The 20,317-nt window shown below is 54.6% G+C and carries 25 protein-coding genes; 7 read left to right on the top strand and 18 right to left on the bottom strand.

Annotated features, from left to right (window positions below):
- Nucleotides 1–67: 67 nt before the first annotated feature.
- Together QN399_RS10025 and QN399_RS10020 are read right to left on the bottom strand one after the other, a co-directional pair.
- A complete protein-coding gene (locus tag QN399_RS10025) occupies nt 68–385 on the bottom strand; it encodes an I78 family peptidase inhibitor (RefSeq protein WP_322178682.1) in 318 nt (105 codons plus the stop codon).
- Nucleotides 386–586: 201 nt separating this feature from the next.
- Nucleotides 587–892, bottom strand: a complete 306-nt coding sequence (locus QN399_RS10020; protein WP_322216875.1) for a hypothetical protein — start codon at nt 890–892, stop codon at nt 587–589.
- Nucleotides 893–1,060: 168 nt separating this feature from the next.
- On the opposite strand from QN399_RS10020, the gene QN399_RS10015 reads away from it, so the two are divergent.
- Complete coding sequence (locus tag QN399_RS10015; protein ID WP_322178680.1) at nt 1,061–1,267, top strand: hypothetical protein; 207 nt, start codon at nt 1,061–1,063, stop codon at nt 1,265–1,267.
- A gap of 25 nt (nt 1,268–1,292) precedes the next feature.
- Here QN399_RS10015 and QN399_RS10010 read toward each other — a convergent pair whose 3' ends face one another.
- Genes QN399_RS10010 through QN399_RS09980 form a run of 7 tightly spaced genes read right to left on the bottom strand, consistent with a single transcriptional unit; the run spans nt 1,293 to nt 8,271 of the window.
- Nucleotides 1,293–2,297 carry a nucleoside hydrolase gene (locus QN399_RS10010; protein WP_330200900.1) on the bottom strand — a complete coding sequence of 335 codons (1,005 nt, stop codon included), beginning with the start codon at nt 2,295–2,297 and terminating at the stop codon, nt 1,293–1,295.
- A 50-nt stretch (nt 2,298–2,347) separates the two neighbouring features.
- On the bottom strand, nt 2,348–2,752 hold the full coding sequence (gene rbsD, locus QN399_RS10005) for a D-ribose pyranase (RefSeq protein ID WP_322178679.1): 405 nt from the start codon (nt 2,750–2,752) through the stop codon (nt 2,348–2,350).
- Nucleotides 2,749–3,669, bottom strand: a complete 921-nt coding sequence (gene rbsK / locus QN399_RS10000; RefSeq protein WP_330200897.1) for a ribokinase — start codon at nt 3,667–3,669, stop codon at nt 2,749–2,751. Before rbsK ends, rbsD begins: the two co-directional genes overlap by 4 nt.
- 23 nt (nt 3,670–3,692) lie before the next feature.
- Nucleotides 3,693–4,715, bottom strand: coding sequence for a LacI family DNA-binding transcriptional regulator (locus QN399_RS09995; RefSeq protein WP_330200896.1), 1,023 nt, complete (start codon nt 4,713–4,715; stop codon nt 3,693–3,695).
- 1 nt (nt 4,716) lies between these two features.
- Nucleotides 4,717–5,712: an ABC transporter permease gene (locus QN399_RS09990; protein WP_330200895.1), complete on the bottom strand. Its 996-nt coding sequence runs from the start codon at nt 5,710–5,712 to the stop codon at nt 4,717–4,719.
- The gene (locus QN399_RS09985) at nt 5,712–7,262 is read right to left on the bottom strand and encodes a sugar ABC transporter ATP-binding protein (RefSeq protein ID WP_330200894.1); all 1,551 of its coding nucleotides are present in this window, start codon (nt 7,260–7,262) and stop codon (nt 5,712–5,714) included. Before QN399_RS09985 ends, QN399_RS09990 begins: the two co-directional genes overlap by 1 nt.
- Before the next feature lie 49 nt (nt 7,263–7,311).
- Nucleotides 7,312–8,271 (bottom strand): sugar ABC transporter substrate-binding protein, encoded by a 960-nt coding sequence (locus QN399_RS09980; protein ID WP_330200893.1) that lies wholly within the window; start codon nt 8,269–8,271, stop codon nt 7,312–7,314.
- A gap of 381 nt (nt 8,272–8,652) precedes the next feature.
- Between QN399_RS09980 and QN399_RS09975 the strand changes: the two genes are divergently transcribed.
- From QN399_RS09975 to QN399_RS09965, 3 genes are all read left to right on the top strand, one after another.
- Nucleotides 8,653–9,741, top strand: a complete 1,089-nt coding sequence (locus QN399_RS09975) for an asparaginase (RefSeq protein ID WP_322178673.1) — start codon at nt 8,653–8,655, stop codon at nt 9,739–9,741.
- A gap of 179 nt (nt 9,742–9,920) precedes the next feature.
- Nucleotides 9,921–10,172 (top strand): DUF1654 domain-containing protein, encoded by a 252-nt coding sequence (locus tag QN399_RS09970; RefSeq protein WP_322178672.1) that lies wholly within the window; start codon nt 9,921–9,923, stop codon nt 10,170–10,172.
- Between the two features lie 4 nt (nt 10,173–10,176).
- Nucleotides 10,177–10,866, top strand: coding sequence for an endonuclease I family protein (locus QN399_RS09965; protein ID WP_322178671.1), 690 nt, complete (start codon nt 10,177–10,179; stop codon nt 10,864–10,866).
- A gap of 59 nt (nt 10,867–10,925) precedes the next feature.
- Here QN399_RS09965 and QN399_RS09960 read toward each other — a convergent pair whose 3' ends face one another.
- Nucleotides 10,926–11,114, bottom strand: coding sequence for a hypothetical protein (locus QN399_RS09960; RefSeq protein ID WP_219062004.1), 189 nt, complete (start codon nt 11,112–11,114; stop codon nt 10,926–10,928).
- A gap of 415 nt (nt 11,115–11,529) precedes the next feature.
- Here QN399_RS09960 and QN399_RS09955 point away from each other — a divergent pair, with 415 nt between their 5' ends.
- The gene (locus QN399_RS09955; protein WP_322178670.1) at nt 11,530–11,757 is read left to right on the top strand and encodes a DUF6555 family protein; all 228 of its coding nucleotides are present in this window, start codon (nt 11,530–11,532) and stop codon (nt 11,755–11,757) included.
- A gap of 164 nt (nt 11,758–11,921) precedes the next feature.
- Here the strand turns inward: QN399_RS09955 and map are convergent, their stop codons facing one another.
- From map to QN399_RS09930, 5 genes are all read right to left on the bottom strand, one after another.
- Nucleotides 11,922–12,713 (bottom strand): type I methionyl aminopeptidase, encoded by a 792-nt coding sequence (gene map, locus QN399_RS09950; protein WP_322216896.1) that lies wholly within the window; start codon nt 12,711–12,713, stop codon nt 11,922–11,924.
- On the bottom strand, nt 12,713–12,964 hold the full coding sequence (locus QN399_RS09945) for a ParD-like family protein (protein ID WP_322178668.1): 252 nt from the start codon (nt 12,962–12,964) through the stop codon (nt 12,713–12,715). The genes map and QN399_RS09945 overlap by 1 nt, the downstream gene beginning before the upstream one ends.
- 123 nt (nt 12,965–13,087) lie before the next feature.
- Complete coding sequence (locus QN399_RS09940; protein WP_322178667.1) at nt 13,088–13,417, bottom strand: helix-turn-helix transcriptional regulator; 330 nt, start codon at nt 13,415–13,417, stop codon at nt 13,088–13,090.
- A 308-nt stretch (nt 13,418–13,725) separates the two neighbouring features.
- Nucleotides 13,726–14,460 carry a metallophosphoesterase gene (locus tag QN399_RS09935; RefSeq protein WP_322178666.1) on the bottom strand — a complete coding sequence of 245 codons (735 nt, stop codon included), beginning with the start codon at nt 14,458–14,460 and terminating at the stop codon, nt 13,726–13,728.
- Nucleotides 14,461–14,531: 71 nt separating this feature from the next.
- On the bottom strand, nt 14,532–16,220 hold the full coding sequence (locus QN399_RS09930) for a diguanylate cyclase (protein WP_322183097.1): 1,689 nt from the start codon (nt 16,218–16,220) through the stop codon (nt 14,532–14,534).
- Nucleotides 16,221–16,522: 302 nt separating this feature from the next.
- On the opposite strand from QN399_RS09930, the gene QN399_RS09925 reads away from it, so the two are divergent.
- Complete coding sequence (locus QN399_RS09925) at nt 16,523–16,762, top strand: hypothetical protein (protein WP_322178665.1); 240 nt, start codon at nt 16,523–16,525, stop codon at nt 16,760–16,762.
- Between the two features lie 175 nt (nt 16,763–16,937).
- On the opposite strand, the gene QN399_RS09920 is transcribed toward QN399_RS09925, so the two are convergent.
- The 3 genes from QN399_RS09920 to QN399_RS09910 all read right to left on the bottom strand — a co-directional run bounded on the left by QN399_RS09920 (nt 16,938) and on the right by QN399_RS09910 (nt 19,024).
- Nucleotides 16,938–17,150: a hypothetical protein gene (locus tag QN399_RS09920; protein ID WP_322178664.1), complete on the bottom strand. Its 213-nt coding sequence runs from the start codon at nt 17,148–17,150 to the stop codon at nt 16,938–16,940.
- Between the two features lie 294 nt (nt 17,151–17,444).
- Nucleotides 17,445–18,338, bottom strand: a complete 894-nt coding sequence (locus QN399_RS09915) for a phosphohydrolase (RefSeq protein WP_322178663.1) — start codon at nt 18,336–18,338, stop codon at nt 17,445–17,447.
- A gap of 329 nt (nt 18,339–18,667) precedes the next feature.
- Nucleotides 18,668–19,024 (bottom strand): helix-turn-helix transcriptional regulator, encoded by a 357-nt coding sequence (locus QN399_RS09910; protein ID WP_330200892.1) that lies wholly within the window; start codon nt 19,022–19,024, stop codon nt 18,668–18,670.
- Nucleotides 19,025–19,354: 330 nt separating this feature from the next.
- On the opposite strand from QN399_RS09910, the gene QN399_RS09905 reads away from it, so the two are divergent.
- Nucleotides 19,355–19,477, top strand: coding sequence for a hypothetical protein (locus tag QN399_RS09905; protein WP_330200891.1), 123 nt, complete (start codon nt 19,355–19,357; stop codon nt 19,475–19,477).
- Nucleotides 19,478–20,317: the final 840 nt, after the last annotated feature.

Genomic DNA, 20,317 nt, shown 5'->3' with positions numbered 1-20,317 from the left:
CCCCGGACTAAAAAAACCCCGTCCATGTGACGGGGTTTTTTATGGGCAAGACAAAGGTCTCGTGCATTCAGCCGCAGTTGACTCGAGTGATTATCGAGCGGTCATCTGCGTTCAGATTCAAGCGATCCGACCTGTATTCCAGCGTGACCATGTCACTGGGCTTAAGCACGCGGGCATTCTGCGCACCCGACTTGACGCGAGCCTGCTCCAGCAGTTCCGCGGAGGCCTTCTGACCAATGGCAAATTCTGCTGCAGCTGCATTGCATCGGCCAGCCCCTGCTTCAGCCGCCGAAACCACAGGCTCTTTGGGCTCGGACATACTGCTGCACCCAGACAGCACGAGCGCAGCGATAACGGAACCCAATGATGCGAACTTCCAAGGCATATGCGACCTCCTCACTAAATAAATATTAACCAGAACATGTGCGACAACGGTTGCGATGCGTTTGTTGCAACGGTTACCCGCGACCCCGCTCCGACAGTGGATCAGTGGATCAGTGGATCAGTGGATCAGTGGATCAGTGGATCAGTGGAAGTCTGCCCCAGTCGACAAACAGGCGCGCAGCCAAATCATGTCAAAACGTTTTCAGTACACGTCTACATAATCAAAACGTGGGTTAGCCCAGTTGTCTTTGAGTGCATTGAATATCTGCATGACCCAGACACTATCACTGGCCGCCACCGGACCAACGCACCCGGAGCCTGCCGACCAGGTCTCCAAACGAAACAGCAGCCCGTCAATGGCTACGCCACCCACATGGGAAGATGAAATCCAGGCAATACCCGCCTTGCTCACACGCAGCTGGTTGTGGACATCATCGTTGGCTGCAGCAATAAGCTGGCGCACAGCATCAAGGGTAAAGCTAACGGGGTTGTTCAGATCAATTTGCACGTCGGCGTCCTCGGAAATTTGTCGACAAGTTTGGCATGAGCGTCGGCCCATGCCTAAGTCGCAGTGCCAAATGATGTCGGAAATGGTTTACTTGCCCGCCGCTGCGCAACAGCTCACCGATGGGTGCCACACGCGCAATGGCTTTTTTTCGGACAATACGGGACACAAATGGCAATCGTATCAATCGACGCTGACATCAAGGCCAAATGGCCCCAAGGGCAATGTTCTTACAGTCCGGGCAGCCCGGAAGAACTGGCAATCATAGCGATAGACTTGCTGTTCAAAGCATTGGGCACCGCAGCCGCCCAGGCATTCGTCAGCCAGGTCTTCGAAAAATACCCGCACGACCATTCCGCTGCCGATAGCAGCGAGTGAGGACTTGCGGCGACCTGAGCGGGACTTACTTCAAGCGACCCAGACGCGCGGTCAGCAGGTTGAAGAACCCTTGGGCGTCGCCATTTTTGACCCAGAACACGTTCTTATCTTGCTTGAGCGTGTCGTACCAATCGGCAAGCGTCTGACCGAAGGTGATGCCTTCGCGACTATCGATGACCACATTGATCTGCTTCCCGGTAAACAACTCCGGTTTTAGCAAGTAAGCGATCACACTGGCGTCATGTACCGGCCCACCGGGTAAACCGTAATGCGCCATGTCCGCTTTGACATACTCATTGAGAATGCCGCAGACCAGCATGCCCGCCTGATTATTCAAACCCGCGATCTGCTTGAGCCTTTGTTCGCTGGTGAGGATTTTATGGGTCACGTCCAGCGGGATGTAGGTCAGTTTTACGCCGCTGGCAAGTACGATTTGTGCGGCATGAGGGTCGGCATAGATATTGAACTCGGCCACCGGACTCATGTTGCCGCCATTGAAATGCGCGCCCCCCATGACCACTATTTCTTTGATACCTTGCGTGATTTCCGGCGCCTGCATCAGAGCCAACGCCATGTTGGTCTGCGGTCCAAGCATTGCGAGGGTGATGCTGTGCGGGGCTGCCTTGCTCAAGGTTTCGATCAGGTAATCCACCGCATTGCCCTTGGCCATGCCCACCTTCGGCTCATGCACAGCAACACCCGGCAACCCCTCCTTACCGTGCATGTTCTCGGCATAAATCGGTGTCCGCACCAGCGGTTTTGACGCCCCGGCGTATACCGGCACCTCTTCGCGCCCAGCCCATTCACGCGCAAGCCGGGCATTGCGCGAGGTTTTATCAAGACGCACATTGCCCGCCACAGTTGTGATTGCCAGTACGTTCAGCTCATCAGGCGATGCAAGGGCCAGCAGCAGCGCTACCACATCGTCGGCCCCAGGATCGGTGTCAATAATCAGGTCATGCCTTTCGACAATTTGAACGACAGCGGCACTTAGTAAAGACACGAATATCACGCTCCGAAGCTGGTGCAGGTATTGGCATCGCCGCGCACAGGAAACTTCCGGTTCCGAAAGTGATGCACTTAGAACGTTACCCCAGCGACCAAAGCAATGTTGGTGTAGGGCTTACATTCGCCCGTCCGCACGATGGCCCGGGCCTTGCAACTCAGGTTCTTCAGTTCGTCATGGCTGACAAGGCACTGCTGGCCCAGCTCGCCCTGCAAACTCAAACCTTCAATGACCACCAATGCCGGTGGCTGTTTGAGCAGCATTTCCTCAGCCAGTACATGTCTCTCGACCTGCATTTCCGTAAGCACCACGCGCAACACGCTGACAAAGTCCGGGGTTCCTTGTGTGAGTGCAAGATCAATAAGCTCGACACCCGGCGGCACCGGCATTCCGGCGTCGACGATCATGACAATGTCGCCATGGCCGAGGGAAGCAATCAACCGCGACAGGGCGATGTTTAGCAAAGGTTTTTTTTTCATGGCTGATGGAAGCCCTGTACGTCATTAAGAGTAGGAATAGAGGGCTGAGCACCGGCACGAGTAACCGATAGCGCGCCTGCAATCTGACCAAACCGAATCGCTTCCACCTCGCTTTTTCCTTGCGCCAATGCCGCGGCAAACCCGCCCACAAAGGTATCGCCAGCGGCGGTGGTATCCGCCGCTTGAACCCTGGGCGCAGGAAAATGCTCGACGTGCTGACCGTCGGCGAACAGTGAGCCTTGGGCGCCCAGCGTAATGATGACTTTTGTGGCGCCAGCTGCCAGAAGCCGGGTCGCGGCAGTTTCTGCCGATGCCAGCGAATCAACCGGTAAACCGCTCAACGCAGCCGCCTCGCTTTCGTTGGGAATCAGATAATCGATCAGCGAATACCAGTCAGCAGGCAACGGCGCGCTGGCCGGCGCAGGGTTAAGGATGACGATTTTACCCAACTCACGGCCGCGCTTGAGGGCATAGGCCACCGTATCCATCGGCACTTCAAGCTGACAGATGATCACATCGGCCTCAGCCAGCTTCGCATCAAATGCTGCAACGATATCCGGCGAAAGCCGACCATTGCCCCCGGCCACGATGACAATGGCGTTCTGACTGCTGGCATCTACCACGATCAGCGCAACACCACTTGAAACATCGGTCACCGTGATTACGGCCTGACAATCGATGCGCTCGACCAACAGGCCTGCACGCAGTTGCTCGCCATAGGCGTCATCGCCAACGCAACCTATCATGGCGACACTCGCCCCCAGGCGCGCAGCGGCTACGGCTTGATTGGCGCCCTTGCCTCCCGGCACAATCGCGAACGAGTCACCCGCTAATGTTTCCCCAGCACGAGGCAGGCGCTCGGCACGGGTGACCAGGTCCATATTCAAGCTGCCCACTACCACTACTTTTGCTTGCATGCGTCAGCACTCTTTAATCTGTTTCAGCGAAAGGCGTTGAAGATATTGGCTGGGGGTGCCGTGGACTCGCGAAGGACAATGTCGGGCTTCACGATCCGATGCTCGACAGCCGTGGCAGCGGGCGCAGCGATACGCCGCAACAATATCTCGGCGGCCATTTCACCCAATTTCAGGATCGACTGCCCAACAGTGGTCAGCGCTGGATACACGTAGCGACTCATCTGAATATCGTCGAACCCAATAACCGACAAATCACAGGGGACGCGAATGTTGCGCTCGGCGGCAGCGCGCAAAACGCCGATGCCAATCATGTCGTTACCCGCAAATATCGCGGTCGGCGAATTTTGCGTCAGGAGTTCCACTGCAGCCTGATAACCAGCAGGACTGGTGAAGTCGCTTTCCACCACCCACTCGTTCGGTACAGGCACCTGAGCTTCATGCATGGCGCGACGGTAACCCGCCAGGCGCATCTGGGCGACGCTCGTTTCCGCTGGCCCACAAATGCAGGCAATATGCCGATGACCGAGCTCAAGCAAGTGGCAGGTCGCCAGGTACGCGCCCAGCTCATGATCGATGCGCACCAGATCGGCAACAATGCCTTCCAGATCTCGGTCGACAATAACCATCGGCGTACGCACGGCGGCTAATCCAGCCGCCAATCCTGGATCGCCACCCACCGACGAGACAATCAAACCATCGACACGTTTTTCCAGGAGCACGCGCAGGTAACTGCGTTGTTTTTCCGGGTTGTCATCGGAGTTGCACAAGATCACGCAAAACCCGTTGCGCTCGCAGTAGTCCTCAATCCCCCGCGCCAACTCGGCAAAGTACGGGTTGATACCGTTAGGAATCAGCAGGCCGATGGTCGACGTCGCCCTGGCTTTAAGGGATCGAGCCACGGCACTCGGCACATAGTCGAGTTGAATGATCGCCGCCTCGACCTTCCGGCGGACGTCGTCGCTGACCGGGCGCGACTTGTTCAGCACATGGGACACCGTCGTGTAGGAAATTCCTGCCAGCGCGGCTACATCTTTGATCGTGGACATATCAAGCCTTCCGACGTGCGCGATTGCTGCGATAAGTATCAAGCACCACGGCGACAACGATTACCGCGCCCGTGATGATGCGTTTGGTCGGTTCGGTCGCTCCGATCTGTGCCAATCCAGCAGCAAGTACCGAGATAATCAGGACCCCGAAGAACGTACTGATCACGGAGCCGCGCCCACCCATCAGGCTGGTGCCCCCAATAACGACCGCCGCGATCACCTGCAATTCCAGACCGGAGCCAGCGTTAGGGTCTGCGGCTTCCAGACGCGAGATCTGGAACAACGCTGCGACCCCGGCCAGCAGCCCCATCAGCGAAAACACCAAAATCTTGTAGGGTTTTGGATTGATGCCGGCCAGACGAACCGCTTCTTCATTAGTGCCAATACCGATCAGGTAACGGCCGAACACGGTGCGGGTCAGCACGGCTTGGGCGATGAAGATGATCAGCAGCGCAATGATGAAGGACGGAGAGATCCCGAAAGCGACCGGGTTCGATAGCCACGCGAATGCATCATCGATATAAGCGGTTCGCGACCCCGTCATCTGGTAGGCCACACCACGGGCCATTTCCAGCACGCCGAGGGAAACGATAAACGATGGAATGCGCCAAGCCACCGTGATCGAACCGGTGATGGTGCCCGCGACGGCCGCGCAGGTCATGCCCAGCAAGGCTGCTGGCACGACGCCCCAGCCCCAGCCGAGGATTGCCACACTGACTGCAGAAGCTGCAAGTGCCAGAACAGATCCCACCGACAAGTCGATGCCGCCGATGATCAGGATGAAAGTCATGCCCACCGCCAGCACCATCAAGTCCGGTATCTGGTTGGCCAGGGTGCTGAAAGTCTCATAAGACAGGAAGTGATCACTGAGCACGGAAAACAACGCAATCATTGCGAATAACGCACCGGCCAGTCCCAGGTAGGTGCCGAGTCCGAAATAATGACTGCTGCGCTTGCCCGACGAAGGCAATGTTTGGGGTGCGGCTGAAGTTTTCATCAGTTATTCCTGGGAGCGACTTCAGTGAGCCGCGTATCACGTTTTGGGTAGCCGGCAAACGCGGCGGCAAGCAATTCATCCTGGGTCCAAGTGTCGCGTTCGAAGGTATCGATCAAACGCCAGGCCGATAGCACCCCGATACGATCACAGATCAGCATCAACTCACGCAGATCACTCGACACGACGACCAGCGCCCTGCCCTGGCGTGTCAACTCTCCCAGCAACGCATAGATATCGAATTTGGCGCCAACATCAATGCCTCGGGTCGGCTCATCGAACAGCATCACTGTGCAGTCACGCTCAAGCCAGCGACCGATGACGACTTTTTGCTGATTGCCACCAGACAACTCGGAGACACATTGCATCGGACTGGCGCTGCGAATGCGCATGGCATCGACCTGACGCTGGGCCAGACGCAGTTCATCATGACGATTGACCACGCCGGCTTTGGAAATTGCCGGCATATTGCCCAGCGCGATATTGGCGCTGATCGATTGGGTCAGTAGCAGACCTTCGCCCTTGCGATCCTCGGTAATCAGCGCAATACCCTGCTTGACGGCATCGACTGGCGAATGGATGGTCACCGACTGCAGGGGACTGCCAATCTCGATACCGCCCGTGTCGGCGATGTCAGCACCGTAGATCAGGCGCAGAAGCTCGGTGCGCCCGGCGCCGATCAATCCGGAAATACCGAAAATCTCGCCGCTACGCACCTCGAAAGAGACATCACGCACCTTGTCCGCGCGACCCAGGCCTTTAACCGCCAGGGCAACGTCGCCAATCTGACGTGGACCGAGGTCGATCTGCTCACCCAGTTCACGCCCGACCATCAGCGTGACCAGTTGCTCGCTGCTGTAGTCAGCCATCGGTTCGATACACACCAACCGGCCGTCACGCAGCACGGCAATACGCTGTGCAACCTGGGCCAGTTCTTCCAGCCGATGAGAGATATAAATGATCGACACCCCGCGGGCTTGCAGGCGAGTGATCTGCTCGAACAGCATCTCGACTTCTCGAGACGTCAACATCGCGGTGGGTTCGTCGAGAATCAGGACATGGCAGTCACCGATCAGGTTACGGGCAATCTCGATCATCTGTTGATGCCCAATCCCCAACTCGCCGACCAGAGTGTCTGGGTCGATAGCATCCAGCCCGACCTGAGCCATGGCCTGAATAGCATCAGCGCGCAGTTGCTTGCGATTGATCCAGCCCGCGCGACTCGGCAGGTTGTCCAAGAATAGATTTTCCGCCACGGACAACGTGGGCAGCAGATTCAACTCCTGCATGACCATGCGAATACCCAGCTTTTCCGCCTGGGTTCGACTGCCGGGTTCGTAGGCCTGTCCCTGAAATTGCATCTGCCCGGTTGTGGGCGAGACCAGCCCGCCGATAATCTTCGACAGGGTACTTTTACCGGCGCCATTTTCGCCCGTCAGGGCCAGCACTTCCCCGCGCAGAAGCGTCAGGTCGATGTCGCTGAGAACCGGTTGGGCGTAGGTTTTACCGACGCCGCTGACAGATAGAACAGCCGCCTGAGCAGACACAGACATAACACTCTCCACGCGCCCGCCACGATGAGCGAACGCTGCATGCGGGAAACTACTTCTTGGTGATCAGTTCAACTGGCGTTTCGATCACGCCATTGGCGGCGCCCTCGACAGTTTCACCCTTGAGCATTTTCAGCGCAGTCTGGATACCGAACACCGCCTGTCTGGCCGCGAACTGATCGGCAGTGGCCAATATGCGGCCGTCCTGCAGCATGGGCTTGATGGCGTTGATGTTGTCGTAACCAACCACTTTTACTTTACCTGCCTTACCTGCCGCCCGAATCGCCGAGACCGCGCCCAGCGCCATGCTGTCGTTACCGGCCAGCAATGCCTTGAGATTCGGGTACTCGTTGAGCATGGCCGAAGCTACGGCGTTGCCTTTATCGATTTCCCAGTTACCCGATTGCGTGGAGACAATATTCATCTGCGCGGCATCCATGGCATCCTTGAAACCCGCTGTGCGTTGCTGGGCATTAGTGGTGGTCGAAACGCCTTCGATAATGCCGACTTCATCGCCAGCTGCTAACTGCTTGGCCAGGTAGTCACCCACCAGACGTGCACCTTTGTGGTTGTCCGGGCCTACGAACGGCACGCTGATGCCTTTGCTTTTCAGCACATCGCCATCCAGTTGGTTATCAATGTTAACCACGATAATACCGGCATCCCTAGCCCTCTTGATCACCGTCACCAGCGCCTTGGAGTCCGCAGGAGCAATGACCAGCGCATTGACTTTCTGCACGATCATCTGGTCGACGATAGCGATCTGGGCACTGGTGTCCGACTCATTTTTGATGCCATTGGAGATGAGATCAAAATCAGCCGAATGCTCTTTCTGGTAGGCCTTGGCGCCGTCTTCCATGGTCAGGAAGAACTCATTGGCCAACGACTTCATCACCAGCGCGACTTTGGGCTTTTCCGTGGTTTGAGCATGCGCAGCAGAAAGCGGCAGGATGGCAGAGGCTGCGGTGAGCATAGCGACAGCGAGAAGACGTGCAGCGAATGGCAGCTTCATGAGTTCACTCCGATCTTATGATTATTTTTGCATCGATTGCGCGCACGCAAACGTTTGCTTTGCCGGACTATGAGAACGGCGGCCATTTTTGTCAACCGCCACGGCGCGCCGCCATACGGGATAATAAAGTTGCAGAGCGCTATTCCTCCATTCTGCTTTCGGATAGCCGAACAGCAAAGTCTCCAATGTTCGGAAAGCCGAATACCAACACTCCCACCTATAAAAATAAATAGTTATAAATCAGTATCTTAGATCAATACATAATGATCAATTCTGTTGGTATAGATCATGCTCTTGTCTAGTGCGGCCCGGGTCAGGTGAGCCTGCATCAGGTTCGCAAGGCTCATGAATCAAGCACTCCCATAACAAGAGAAATAAAAATTGAAAACTATATTCCATAGCTTTGTACCGAGCGCCCTTGCGCTGATGCTGCTGTTGCCGACAGGCGTTTCAGCCAAAGAAGCAGAACAACAACAAAAGCTCGCTAACGTCGTCATTCTTGCCACTGGCGGCACCATCGCTGGCGCTGGCGCGAGCGCTGCCAACAGCGCGACTTACCAGGCGGCCAAGGTCGGTATTGATAAATTGATTGCGGGTGTGCCGGAGCTGAGCGCACTGGCCAATGTGCGCGGCGAACAAGTCATGCAAATCGCCTCGGAAAGCATCACCAACGAAAACCTGCTGCAACTGGGTAGACGTGTCGCCGAACTGGCCGACAGCAAAGATGTGGACGGCATCGTAATCACCCACGGCACCGATACCCTGGAAGAAACGGCCTATTTTCTCAATCTGGTAGAGAAGACCGACAAGCCCATCGTTGTCGTAGGCTCCATGCGTCCAGGGACAGCGATGTCTGCGGATGGCATGTTGAACCTGTACAACGCGGTTGCCGTTGCGGGCAGCAAAGAGGCACGTGGCAAGGGTGTTCTAGTGACGATGAACGACGAGATTCAGTCGGGTCGCGACGTCAGCAAAATGATCAATATCAAGACCGAAGCCTTTAAAAGCGCATGGGGTCCGTTAGGCATGGTAGTCGAAGGCAAGTCCTACTGGTTCCGCTTGCCCGCCAAGCGTCACACCATGGATTCGGAATTCGACATCAAGCAAATCAGCACGCTGCCTAAAGTCGATATTGCCTACTCCTATGGAAATGTCTCGGACACTGCTTACAAGGCACTGGCCCAGGCCGGCGCAAAAGCGATCATCCACGCAGGCACTGGCAACGGTTCAGTATCGTCCAACGTTGTACCGACCTTGCAGGCCTTGCGTAAAGACGGGATCCAGATCATCCGCTCATCCCACGTTAACGCTGGCGGTTTCGTACTGCGCAATGCGGAACAACCTGATGACAAATACGACTGGGTCGTCGCCCACGACCTGAACCCTCAAAAAGCCCGCATTCTTGCAATGGTCGCGCTGACCAAGACCAACGACAGCAAAGAGCTGCAACGGATTTTCTGGGAGTATTGATCATTCCTGCACCTGCCCGCTCTGCGGCACCGCGCAGAGCGGGCAGGTGCGACTGCATCTTGCCGCCAGACCTTAGCGCGCTTTGTTCCTACACTTCAAGACAGAGACTCGACAAACAGTTGCGAAAATTCTTACGCTGAAATACTGTATGCGCATACAGCTAACCAAGGATCTCCTCCGTGGCAAAGAATTCTGCAGCAGCACCTTCAGCCCCCAGCTCCTACGAACGACTCGGCATCCGGGTTCAGAAAGTGATCAACTCACCAACCGCGCAAAAGGCCCGGGCAGCACTGATATACCGATTGACCGACGAGGTAGAAGACGAGTGGAATCAGTTACTTGAAGAAATAGCGGAGAACGACAACGTCACCCTCGCCTACCGCGATGACGGTGGCGTGCAGATATTCTGGACCGTGCCGAAGGAAGATTAACGGCATGATTGTTCGAATAATTGCCCTGCTGACCCTAAGTTTCTGCATCGCTGCCCATGCCGACGCACCTCGCACCTTCAGTGAAGCAAAAAAGATCGCCTCGGGCCTGTATGCCCCGCAGTCGACAGAGTTCTATTGCGGCTGTAAATACAGCGGTAACCGGGTCAATCTCGCCGCTTGCGGTTATGTTCCGCGCAAAAATGCCAACCGCGCCAAGCGGATCGAATGGGAGCACATTGTACCTGCCTGGCAAATTGGCCATTTACGTCAATGTTGGCAAAACGGCGGCCGGGGAAACTGCACAAAAAACGACCCTGTTTACCAACGCGCCGAAGCTGATCTGCATAATCTGGTGCCCAGTATTGGCGAGGTGAACGGTGACCGAAATAACTTCAGCTTCGGCTGGCTTCCGGTTCAGACAGGGCAGTACGGGTCTTGCCTGACGCAGGTGGATTTCAAAGCAAAGAAAGTGATGCCTCGTCCGTCAGTTCGCGGAATGATCGCCAGAACGTATTTTTATATGAGCAAGCAATACAGCCTGCCCTTGTCCAAACAGGATCGCCGACTCTATGAGGCCTGGAACAAGACTTATCCTGTCGATGCGTGGGAAATTCAGCGCAATCAACGCGTGGCGTGTGTGATGGGCCGAGGCAATGCCTTCGTTGGCCCCGTTAACCTGAAAGCCTGCACATAACAGCAAAAAAGCCCGGCACGTGTGAAAGTGTCGAGCTTTTTTCGCGGCTGGACCAGATTTTATGGCGCCTCAGCCGCATCCTCTTCCGCCTGAATGCGCAGAGAACGCTGGATCATCAACTCCGAGGCGTAATCAGCGGCCAGCTCGGCAGCATCAAGCGGTTCGATGGCACCACGACTGATCAACCCGGTCAAGGCAGAGGCCGCAAACATATCCCAAATGTCTTGTTCATCATCAAGCAGTGACATGTGTACTTCCTCATTTGAATGTAGACGGCACTGTAACACCAGATGCTGACTTCACCGTCCGACTTCCCCTCAGAATCACCAAGAGCCATAAGCCACTCAACCGTTTCAGCTTTGCGCAGGCAGAGTGCCACTGATCGGATAGGCATTCTAATTGATACAAAGTAGTGCAAAACGGTGTAATTATTTTTGCGGGGTTAATCCCCACTAAAGTACGGCAATCCTGAGCCCGATATCGGGGATACACACTTCACCAAGCAATGGCATCCGCGCCGTAGCCGCTTGAAATTGTTTGCATGCCTACATCGACGTAGAAATGAAAAGTAGTGCATTACGCCTTCTGCGTGGATGCCCTACGGGTACAAGGGAACGTGCATATTTTCAGAGACGTGATACGTCTAACGAGCGGAGGGGCGATATGGATCAGTTGAAAGCGTTCGAGATTAATTATCATTTCAAGGGGCAGTGTCGGCATTTTTTTCATGAGGCCCTGCACCTGTGCGAAAGCGATGCATTGCACTTCGCTACGCTGCATGCGGGGGTAGGAAGCGTCAACGACAATGTAGCGGCAGGACCCGTTCGGCTGGCACTCCGCCAGGCTGAAGGTCTTGGTGTAACCGAAGTTCAATGGCGGCGAGCCACGTAGACTTGGTGTCCTCCCTGCACGATGCGGCTCTGATCATCTATGAGCCGGTCAGAACTGCATCGCATCAGGGGAACGGGAAGCGGGTTACAGCGGGTGTCTAATACTCGTCATCCCGACAACTGTGACTTTATTGGTCTGCCCATGTGCGTGGAGCCGCAGGACGGTCAAACAGGCGCATATTCACCGGTGCCCTCGGGCCATGGTGTCAGCAGTTCAAAACCGGTCTCAGTGACAGCAACCATATGCTCCCATTGAGCGGAGAGGGATTGATCGCGGGTCAGTACGGTCCAGCCATCGGGCAGCACCTTGGTCCCAGGCTTGCCGACATTAATCATCGGCTCAATGGTAAACACCATGCCCACCTTGAGCTTGAGCCCTTGCCGTGAGCTACCGTAATGCAGCACCTGCGGTTCTTCATGGTAGTTACGACCAATGCCGTGTCCGCAGTATTCGCGCACAACACTGAAGCCCTCGCGGTGCGCTACCGTCTGAATGGCATGACCGATATCGCCCAAGGTCGCTCCCGGTCGGACAGCGTGAATCCCGGCAAGGGTTGCCTCATAAGTGGTATGCACCAAGCGCTTCGCGGTCGGGCTGACGTCTCCCACGAAATACATCCGACTGGTATCACCAAACCAACCGTCCTTGATCACAGCCACATCAATATTGACGATATCCCCATCTTTGAGAATATCCGACGCCGATGGGATTCCGTGGCATACCACAGTGTTCGGCGAGATACAGGTGGATTTGGTAAAGCCGTGATAGCCGATGTTCGCTGGAATAACCTTTAACTCATCAACGATATACGCGTGACAAATCTTATCCAGCGCTTCAGTGCTGACACCCGCTTTGACATGACTGCCAATCATCGCGAGCACATCTGCAGCCAACCTTCCGGCAACCCGAAGCCTGACCAGATCATCTTCAGTCTTAATGCTGACAGCCGCACTCATTACAACGCCTCCTGCAAATTTTCCATCGACGGAGAGAGACCGAACGGGGTTACCGACAGGACCGTGCCACCAGCATTTTCGGCACGAATGAGCAATTGGCAGATGTCGCTGTAATTGAGTGCAGGATGCAGTTCAGCCATCATGCCGATCTTCATCCAATGCTCAGCTTGAGCGTTGATAGAGCGGCTTAACGCTGCGCTCGCGGTCCGAGCATTGGCATGCATGTGTTCCGAAATTTTTACCAGGCCCACAGGATCACCTCAGGAAAATAATATATGAATCATATACGATTCATATATCAACGATCAAGAGCGAGGAGCAGGTAGAGGACGCGTTGCAGATGAAACAGGATGTAGCAACACAGTGAGACACTGCTATTCAGTCAGGCATTCCGATAGCGACAGCGCCAACTGGCTGATCGCATCCTGGTCCAGGTCGGTCAGTGCGCGGTAGTGAATGATTACATTTCGTTCCGCATCACTGAGACTGTCGATGCGCAACGGTGTTCGGCACCCGGAGAGGAGATAGAGCACATCGACACCCTTGACACCCAGCGCCGCCAAATAGTCCGAGCGCGGGGTACGCTCGCCACTTTCATACTTGCCTTGTGCATTGGCCTCTACACCGCCAATTGCAGCAAATTCCTGCTGAGAAAGCCCTAGGGTCTTTCGCTCTTCCTTCAACCGCGAACCAAGATGATTCATTTGGGTTTACCTAAAGAGGAATGTCACTCATAACGATACGCTCACTTTACTTGCGACGTTGAATAATCAGGCGAGCACGGCATGCAGCTACCTGGCAGTCGGCCGCCTTCCTCCATCAGAACACAGGGCAATCGCTGGACGCTTCGGTAGCGGCGTGCGGTCAGCCCCCGAATACCTCCATCAAAACAGCCCGACCAATGGAGATTCTAATTCCATGGTCTGAACAATTCAGGCCCGGCAATAATCAATTTTCAGAGGTGTTATCGGGGCCGCTGGCGTTTTGAAGCGACTACACGGAGGCTCACTCGTCAGCGCATGACCAAGTCTTCGTCGGGTTTCGTGGGCCGCGGCGAAATAATTTCGAGTGTAGCCAGATTCACCAGCGTGAAATAACCGCTGCCATTAAAACGCCAGCCACCCGTATCAATGTGGAAAACGTTGCCCAACAGTTCGGGTCGGCTCAAGGGAGAATGACCGACAAACAGGGCGCGCACATCGGGTATTCCACTGGAATCTCTGAGGCGAAGGCGCTCACGTGACCATTGGCAGTATTCCTCGAGACGCCCCGAATCCGGCAGATGCCCCAAAAGCGCGCCACGAAGCATTGCCCAGGTAGGTGTCGGACAGTCGGCATGCACCATGCCTATCAACCCTGACGGGGTATCGACTTCAATAGCGATGGGCATCTGCTTAAAATATGCGACGAACTTCTGCTGCTCGCTAGGGGCAAGCCTGAGAAACCAGGCGCCCCCGCTTGCCCGATACATCGGATAATCAAGATCGCTGTGCTGCACATGCTTGATAGCCAACGCTTCATGATTGCCCTGCACCGCAAAAAACCAAGGCTGGGCCAGCCAATCGAGAACCCGTTCACTTTCAGGGCCACGATCAACCACGTCTCCCACGCTAAACAAGCGATCGACCTCCGGAGCGAAACCAACTGCTTCTAACGCGGCTTGCAACCGAGTGAAATGCCCATGGATATCACCCACGACGAAGTCACGGCCCTGCGTGTTTCTTTCAAAGTGTTTGAACCTGCTCACGCCGCGCCCTCCCCTTCGTCGATCAAAATGCCCTCTTCGCCAGGCAATTCCTCAACGCTCAGAATGACCGGTCAGGGCTTAAGCGGAAACTCTTCGTCCTGTTCTGACAAGCTTTTCCCGTCATCGGGATGCTTCCAGTCTTGCGAAGGAGGAGTTTCGTCTTCGACAGGGAGGCTGTTGTCCGGATCAGGCATTCCCGATCCGGAATCAGGAGAGTGATCGCCTCTTTGTTTTTTTTGATCAGTGTTCATATGCACCTCGCTATAGAACGAACCCACGGTCGTCGCTTCGCCAAAAGACACTGACACATTGCGCCCCGATTCTTTAGCAGAATAAAGCGCTGAATCAGCACGCTCAATAAACTGCTCAATATTCCCATCGACGCCTGGAAAGCAGGTATAGCATCCAAGGCTTATGGTGAGGTTACCGAGCGGGTTACGTTGATGAATAATATGTTCACTCATAACCCCCAGTCTGATTTTTTCCGCGATGACAAATGCGCCCTTCTCATCCGTATCAGGCAGAAGCACCGCGATTTCCTCGCCCCCATAGCGCACAGCAAGGTCTGCTTCCCGCTGCAAAGACTCACGGACAACACGTGCTACTGCGGCAATGCAGTGATCGCCAGCAACGTGACCATAGGCATCATTGAAGCTTTTAAAATAATCGATATCTAACATGATAAGGCTCATTGGGAGGGTCGTCCGTGCGCCTCGCTTAAACTCAGCGTTTAAGGTTTCCTGAAAAAGCCTACGGTTCGCAAGACCTGTCAGACCGTCGTGCGTTGCCATAATCTGCAAATCGTCTTTCGCGCTGCGTAAATCGGTTTCGACACGCTGACCGTTCCGCAACTGCTGTATGAATAACACCCCGAACAGGCAATTGATAATGAGCACGGCCCCAATGATCGCGGCAGATTTGTACACATTTTTTTGCCATTCGTTAAGGATAGAATCTCTAGAGATGGCGGCTACCACTACCAGCGGATAGGTTTTCAACTGTTGGTATCCACAGAGCCTTACGGTCTGGTCAACCACTGACGTTATCATTGCGGTGCCGGAACTGGACCGTGGCAGATAGTTTTTAAATATATCCCCTTGCGCGACAGACGTCCCGATCAACGCGTCGTTGAACGGACGTCTGGCCAAGAGCGTCCCATCGGTTAGCGCAATAAACATCGCACCGTTTTTGTTGATATCAAAACCTTCAAAGAACTTATCGAAATAAGACATCTTGATGGCCGCCAACACCACACCGTTAAAATGACCTTCTCGGTCATTCACCCGACGGGAGATAGTAACAACCCACTCGCCCGTCGCTCGACTGCGGATCGCATGGCCGATCCGCGGGTTTGGATCATCATTATTTTGATGATAGATGAAATAGTCTCGATCAGAGCTGTTCATCTCAGCAGGGATGCCAGTAAACGAAGTCACGACCCATTGACCATGCTTATCAAAAAAGAATAGTCCATGCAGCTGTTCAATCGCACTCACACGATCGACAAAAACCTCATGCAAACGGTCTATTTGACCGGGGCCATAACCGTCAGCTTGCAGCCATCCTACCAATCCGGCCAGTACAATATCGGCTTCGTCAAAGGTGTCCTCCGCCTCCTGCGCCATCGAGCGCGCAAGGTTTGAAGACGATATCTCAGCTTGCGCCAGCTCGTGGACCTTGGACTGCTGCAGTTGAAGCAAAGACAAACCGATGATGGATGAACAGACCACGATGATGAATACCACCGCGCATTTCAGCATAGGTATGCGTTTTAATTCTTCAGCGGGCAAAGCATTTATGAGTGGAGGCACTGACTAATCCTGATAATACGGTGTTGCCGTTTAATGAAACATAAGCCTGTAACAGTGGAACCAGCCCGCCTGATTCCGGATCAATTATAGGCTTGTGTGGCCATCAGCTGCATGATGCGAATTTTTTTTGAGACCTCGGTACCGTGAGTAAGCCGAAAAGAAAATTATGTCGCGACACCCTTCGATGATTCGCGCAATCTATTGCACAACCGCGAACGCATCGCAGCCTAATTTTTTCATCTGGACGTCAAATGATCCCCAACGCAGAACTCTACAATCCATCCACCGAATATGCCGACAAACTGGTCACACGCATCGGGCAGACACCTGCATGGATCGCAAAACGCATCGGCGTCACCGACAGGCGCATACGCTACATCCTTGATGGCTCACGAACCGTCAAAGGGGTAACCAGCCCTATTCAGATGACCTATACAGAGCAGTTCGCCCTTGAGTGTCTTGTGGCCGAGGTTAAAACCAAAAACAAATAATCCCGCCGCACGGGCCTCTCCGGGGTTGGAGCCCGTTTGCCTCACTTACGAGCGCCCATCGTTTTCAGGCTCGATATTCCAGACATTCAGCGCCCATTGATCGACCCCAGCATGTCGCCGGGGTCTACGCTCCAACCTGACAATTGACTGCATACCCGACGACTCAACTGGAGGCTCAAATCGGATGTCGCTTGCGCTGGTTTATGCAGAAGCTGGTGACATTGGAATTTGCCAGGCTTGCCCTCCGCTGAAGAAGCTTGAGCTCTACCTGCTTGCATCGTGTATCCATCGAGGATTCTTGCTGCAGGAACAGTTCACAGTCCGTATCTGCGGCTCTGGCGATTTCAATCAGCCTCTGCGCTTTAATCGGATCTTCAGGTTCGTACATTGTTCGCCCCTGCTTAAACCGCGCGCCCCTCTATGCAGTCCTACTCGTGAGCCATGATAGTTGCGCTCTCACATACACATATAAACACTTCTGAACCTTATTGAGCCATTTTATACACTTAATAATATTTGTCTGAACCTCTGCATGGTACAGAAATAAAGTCGCGCCAAAGTTGCTTAAAAAAAGAGATCGACAAGAGGTGCGCAGACTGCACACCGAGTAAGGGTCATGCTCACTCTTGAGAAGCACAAAAAGTGAATTCGTTCATGTCAGCGATGCTGTTGCACATGGGGATTAACGTGTGAGCGGATGGCCGAACGGAACGCTGAAGCCAGCCGCATTACGGTGGCCACCGCCACCGTAATGCTGAGCGATTACCGAGACATCCTCGCCTGCGTCTGAGCTACGCAGGCTGAAGAATCGGCCGTCCGGGGTGTCCCAGTAGCAGGCGGCGAAAGGCTCGCCCGCACACATCAGGTGCCCTGCATCGCTGGTCAGCGTATACGGGAGGTTTGCCACCGGCACGTCATGGCCGCCGATCACCATCCGGCGCTTGGTCACGCCAACCAATTCCGCGACATCCTTTTGCAGCTTACGCTCGATAGCGATGCCGTCTGATCGAAGCATGGCTAGATCAGACTCGATCAGCCTGTCCCAGACGTCGAAGTCATAGGGGTAACTGAAGACGCTGGCCTGTATCTCGCGGGTGCCGTCCAGCTTGAACAGCCACAAGTCCCGATCCTCGATGTGATTGATTAGCGCGGGGCGAGGTGTTTCTGGAAAAAAGAAGTCCCAGGCAATGCCTGCGCCCGAGCGGTTCATATCAAACAGTGCGCCTATGTGGGGGGAACCTGAGCTGATGCATTTGCTCCGGCAATCCGTTTGGAACTGCGCATAGGTGTTGCCAGCAAACGGTAGGGACTTGAGATCGTCCTGTGCCGTCTTGTGATGATCCAGGATCAAAACAGAAGCCGCAGCTTCGCCCATCGCTATCAATACCTCGGCAGGGTACGAAAAATCCACAATCACGACATGCTTGCCCGCAACGTCCGGCACCGGCTTGCCGTAAATGCCAGCATGAAACTCGATGTCGGCGCCCAAGGCTTTACGGACAACCCAGGCGGCGCCAAAACCGTCTGCACAGTGACCGTGGTAAATGCAAAGGATGGGGCGCTGATTATCGGGCATGAAGAATTCTCGTCTGGCGGCACCGGCTGCACGTATTGTAAGTGAATACCCTGCAGTGATGACGTGTGGTGTTCGGTGCGGCGTTTGAGCTCGGATTTGATCCGTATGCTCTGGCACTATAAGCCAAGCTTGATGTGGCCACCTGCGTTAAGGGGGCCTCCCGGTAGTCCGCTACTCGGTGATGCTCTCTTGATGGTTCAACTGCATTGGGCTTGATTTTTCACCTATGTGGCTCCAATGACTGTGAAGCTTTCGGGATGGCAACCAAAAATAAAAGCCTGACGCTATGATAGAGCGGACAGGGCAGGTGGTGATGTAAACAGAATGGATCAGGAGGATTCGGCGTTACCTTTCGTCTCTTTCTCATCGGAGTCAAAAAGCGTGCTAATCAAACGCTTGATGTCGTTCTGGACGTCTTCTGGCAAACCGTCCAACTCTTCCAGAACCTTAGCTTCCAACGCAGTGATGCTGTCGACCGACCTGGCTTTCCTGACGCCGGTCACCACGAACAATATGTCTACGCCCACGGCTGCGATCAAGGAGAGATAGGTCGCGTTCGGGAAGCGCTTGCCTCTTTCGTACGCACCTTGCGCATTGGCTTCAATTCCGCCAGCGGCGCCCAGGCCGGCTTGAGAAAGACCGAGTCTTTTTCGTTCTTCTTTTAGTCGCAAACCAATGCCATTCATGTGACCTCCTTTTGAAGCCGAAGCAAACATTCATAGGAGGTTAGCGCAAACCTCAGCATTACATGCATAGCTTGTCTGACGCAGGTACAAGCGATGGGCGCAGCCTCCAGGCTGACAGTGTCACACAGTGAATCATTGATCTATTTAATGGTCGTATTACTTGTTGATCGCCCCATGACTAAAAGTCACTGGCAGCGACAACTCTTCGCAGGGGTTCTGTCCTTGCTTTATCGGACGATAAAATGAAACGAACAGCTATATTTATCTTGGTTATTTCGGGCTCCCTTCTGCTAGGAGGCTGCTGGCCGTACTGGGAGGATGGAGGAGGACGTGGTCGTGATCATGACCGCGGTCATGATCACGAACGTGGCGATGATCGGGGATATGACCATGACCGCGGGCGTGATCGCGATGGTGGAGACCAGGATTATCGCCGGTAAGCTGCTCCAATAGCGCGAACCCGTTTTGCTGTCCGTCCCAGTATCCCGCAAAGGCTTCTGGCGGCTGCAATCCGGGTAGGTGCCAGTCGGGTTAACCGAGAGACTTCCACTTCCACCGGATGATCCATAGGCCTCCCGGGTACCTATGGCCGCAGAAATATAGTTGAGCATCTGGATGCATGTTCAGACTGTATAATCCCTGAAAAGCTCCTCTTTGATAATCAGCAACGCGTCATCGTAGTAACGCTCACCGCGAGCCTCACTTAGCGGTATGGACCTGACGCTTCCCTCACCACCAAGAGGCGTATGCTCGCAGGTGATAAAGAACTCTGCGGTTTCTGCCCTGAATTCCAAGTAGTAAAACAGCTCACGTCCCTCTCGATCCCAGTAACCTATTTCTCTTCGCATCAGTTTCCACCGCAGGACTGTAAAGTTTCCCATTCTACTGGCCGCGGCCACTGCGCCAAAATTCGCTCATGACTGAATGTAGCTTTCGAGCTATCTGTACGCAACGAATCACCCTCACCTACTCCGAAACAATTAGATGGCCCGCCATTGATCGGGCCGTCTGTACTAGCCCCCCCCTTCGTCGCCTCGACATTGATTTCGCGTCACCCCGCTGCGCACACTGATCCTACTGAAGGATCAGTACCCATGTGTGAAATAGAGAGCCCGCCCAGCGCGGGCTTTTTTGTGGGTGCGTCAGGCATGACACGTTGCGCGCAAGCGTAACCAGTTTGGCTGTGGTGACCACGCGGGTGACTTGGAGATGAAAGTCCTCTACACACCCGGCAAAGGGAAGTGTTAGCCAAAGGCAAGGGTGTCGCGGGCGATTGCGAACCGGAAGGAAGCC

It is taken from the genome of Pseudomonas sp. 10C3 (assembly GCF_036346185.1).
GTDB lineage: Bacteria > Pseudomonadota > Gammaproteobacteria > Pseudomonadales > Pseudomonadaceae > Aquipseudomonas.
Note: the sequence above shows the minus strand (reverse complement) of the source record. Positions and strands in the feature narration are given on the sequence as shown.

What these genes read in the sequence shown, in the direction of transcription:
- QN399_RS10025 (WP_322178682.1), bottom strand. Translation starts at nt 385, where the DNA reads ATGCCTTGGAAGTTCGCATCATTGGGTTCCGTTATCGCTGCGCTCGTG.
- QN399_RS10015 (WP_322178680.1), top strand. Translation starts at nt 1,061, where the DNA reads ATGGCAATCGTATCAATCGACGCTGACATCAAGGCCAAATGGCCCCAA.
- rbsD (WP_322178679.1), bottom strand. Translation starts at nt 2,752, where the DNA reads ATGAAAAAAAAACCTTTGCTAAACATCGCCCTGTCGCGGTTGATTGCT.
- rbsK (WP_330200897.1), bottom strand. Translation starts at nt 3,669, where the DNA reads ATGCAAGCAAAAGTAGTGGTAGTGGGCAGCTTGAATATGGACCTGGTC.
- QN399_RS09995 (WP_330200896.1), bottom strand. Translation starts at nt 4,715, where the DNA reads ATGTCCACGATCAAAGATGTAGCCGCGCTGGCAGGAATTTCCTACACG.
- QN399_RS09990 (WP_330200895.1), bottom strand. Translation starts at nt 5,712, where the DNA reads ATGAAAACTTCAGCCGCACCCCAAACATTGCCTTCGTCGGGCAAGCGC.
- QN399_RS09985 (WP_330200894.1), bottom strand. Translation starts at nt 7,262, where the DNA reads ATGTCTGTGTCTGCTCAGGCGGCTGTTCTATCTGTCAGCGGCGTCGGT.
- QN399_RS09980 (WP_330200893.1), bottom strand. Translation starts at nt 8,271, where the DNA reads ATGAAGCTGCCATTCGCTGCACGTCTTCTCGCTGTCGCTATGCTCACC.
- QN399_RS09965 (WP_322178671.1), top strand. Translation starts at nt 10,177, where the DNA reads ATGATTGTTCGAATAATTGCCCTGCTGACCCTAAGTTTCTGCATCGCT.
- QN399_RS09960 (WP_219062004.1), bottom strand. Translation starts at nt 11,114, where the DNA reads ATGTCACTGCTTGATGATGAACAAGACATTTGGGATATGTTTGCGGCC.
- QN399_RS09955 (WP_322178670.1), top strand. Translation starts at nt 11,530, where the DNA reads ATGGATCAGTTGAAAGCGTTCGAGATTAATTATCATTTCAAGGGGCAG.
- map (WP_322216896.1), bottom strand. Translation starts at nt 12,713, where the DNA reads ATGAGTGCGGCTGTCAGCATTAAGACTGAAGATGATCTGGTCAGGCTT.
- QN399_RS09940 (WP_322178667.1), bottom strand. Translation starts at nt 13,417, where the DNA reads ATGAATCATCTTGGTTCGCGGTTGAAGGAAGAGCGAAAGACCCTAGGG.
- QN399_RS09930 (WP_322183097.1), bottom strand. Translation starts at nt 16,220, where the DNA reads ATGCTGAAATGCGCGGTGGTATTCATCATCGTGGTCTGTTCATCCATC.
- QN399_RS09925 (WP_322178665.1), top strand. Translation starts at nt 16,523, where the DNA reads ATGATCCCCAACGCAGAACTCTACAATCCATCCACCGAATATGCCGAC.
- QN399_RS09920 (WP_322178664.1), bottom strand. Translation starts at nt 17,150, where the DNA reads ATGTACGAACCTGAAGATCCGATTAAAGCGCAGAGGCTGATTGAAATC.
- QN399_RS09915 (WP_322178663.1), bottom strand. Translation starts at nt 18,338, where the DNA reads ATGCCCGATAATCAGCGCCCCATCCTTTGCATTTACCACGGTCACTGT.
- QN399_RS09910 (WP_330200892.1), bottom strand. Translation starts at nt 19,024, where the DNA reads ATGAATGGCATTGGTTTGCGACTAAAAGAAGAACGAAAAAGACTCGGT.